General features: G+C 63.7%; 1 protein-coding gene and 1 pseudogene. Both read left to right on the forward strand.

All coding sequences use genetic code 11. The annotated features are described in order from the left end of the window. Positions 1-179, forward strand: a pseudogene (locus AC097L_RS24470) (SphA family protein); the annotation flags it as partial. Between the two features lie 59 nt (positions 180-238). Beyond that, positions 239-1,002 (forward strand): alpha/beta hydrolase family protein (locus AC097L_RS24475; protein WP_479589320.1); only part of this gene is annotated, 764 nt, incomplete at its 3' end.

Consider the following 1,002-nt stretch of genomic DNA (forward strand, 5'->3'; position numbering starts at 1 on the left):
ACGGCGTAGCCATCCAAGGCCACCGGGCACGCAGCTTCGCCTTTGGGCCCTCGGTCAATTACAACGCCGGGCCTTTCAGCGTCAGCCTGAACTACCAGCGCGGCCTCTACGCAGCCAACACGTCCAAAAACAACATTCTGGGCATCGGCGTGACGATCCCGCTGTGGGTCAAGCCCTGAATCTGCAACCTCTTCTTTCCCCTGCCCTACGGGCTTCAAATCAACCCTGACTGGTCCCCATGTTCAAGTACTTCCCCACCAACTACGTCTGGAATCTCTCTGTAGATCTCGCCATCGAGATGGGCGCGCGTATCGGCGAAATCGAGGAAATGTGCGCACCTTTGCAAGATGCTGCCAAAGCCCCCGATGCCGCAGGCACCCAGGCGTTTCGCGCAACCTGGGTCCACATGGCCGACAAGCTGTGTGCCTTGGCCGACGAAGATATTGCCCGGGGGCGCAAGCTGTCGGCGGGCGAAAAACTCGGTCGCGCCTCCAGCTACCTCATGACCGCGGAACGCCTGCTGGCCCATGGCACCCCCGGGCGCATGGCGTTGTACCGGCGCCTGCTCGATCTGTTTGCCCAAGGCGTGCAACTGGCGGACGAGAACTGTGAGCGGGTTGAGATTCCCTACGAGGGCACGCACCTGTCGGCACTGTATGTGCGGGCCGAGGGCGTACAGGGCCCCGCGCCCCTGCTGGTGCAGGTAAACGGCCTGGATTCCACCAAAGAGATGAAGTACCGCGTAGGCCTGCCCGCATGGTTGGCCCGGCGCGGCGTGTCCTCACTGGTGGTAGACCAGCCAGGCACCGGCGAGGCCCTGCGCCTGCACAAGCTCAACGCCCGCTACGACAGCGAACACTGGGCCAGCCGCGTCGTGGACTGGCTGGAAACCCACCCCGAAGTGGATGCCAAGCGCATCGGCATGGAAGGGGTTTCCCTGGGTGGCTACTACTGCCCGCGTGCGGTGGCATTCGAGCCCCGCTTTGCCTGCGGCGTGGTCTG

This window comes from Rhodoferax sp. RT5P35 (assembly GCF_056521385.1).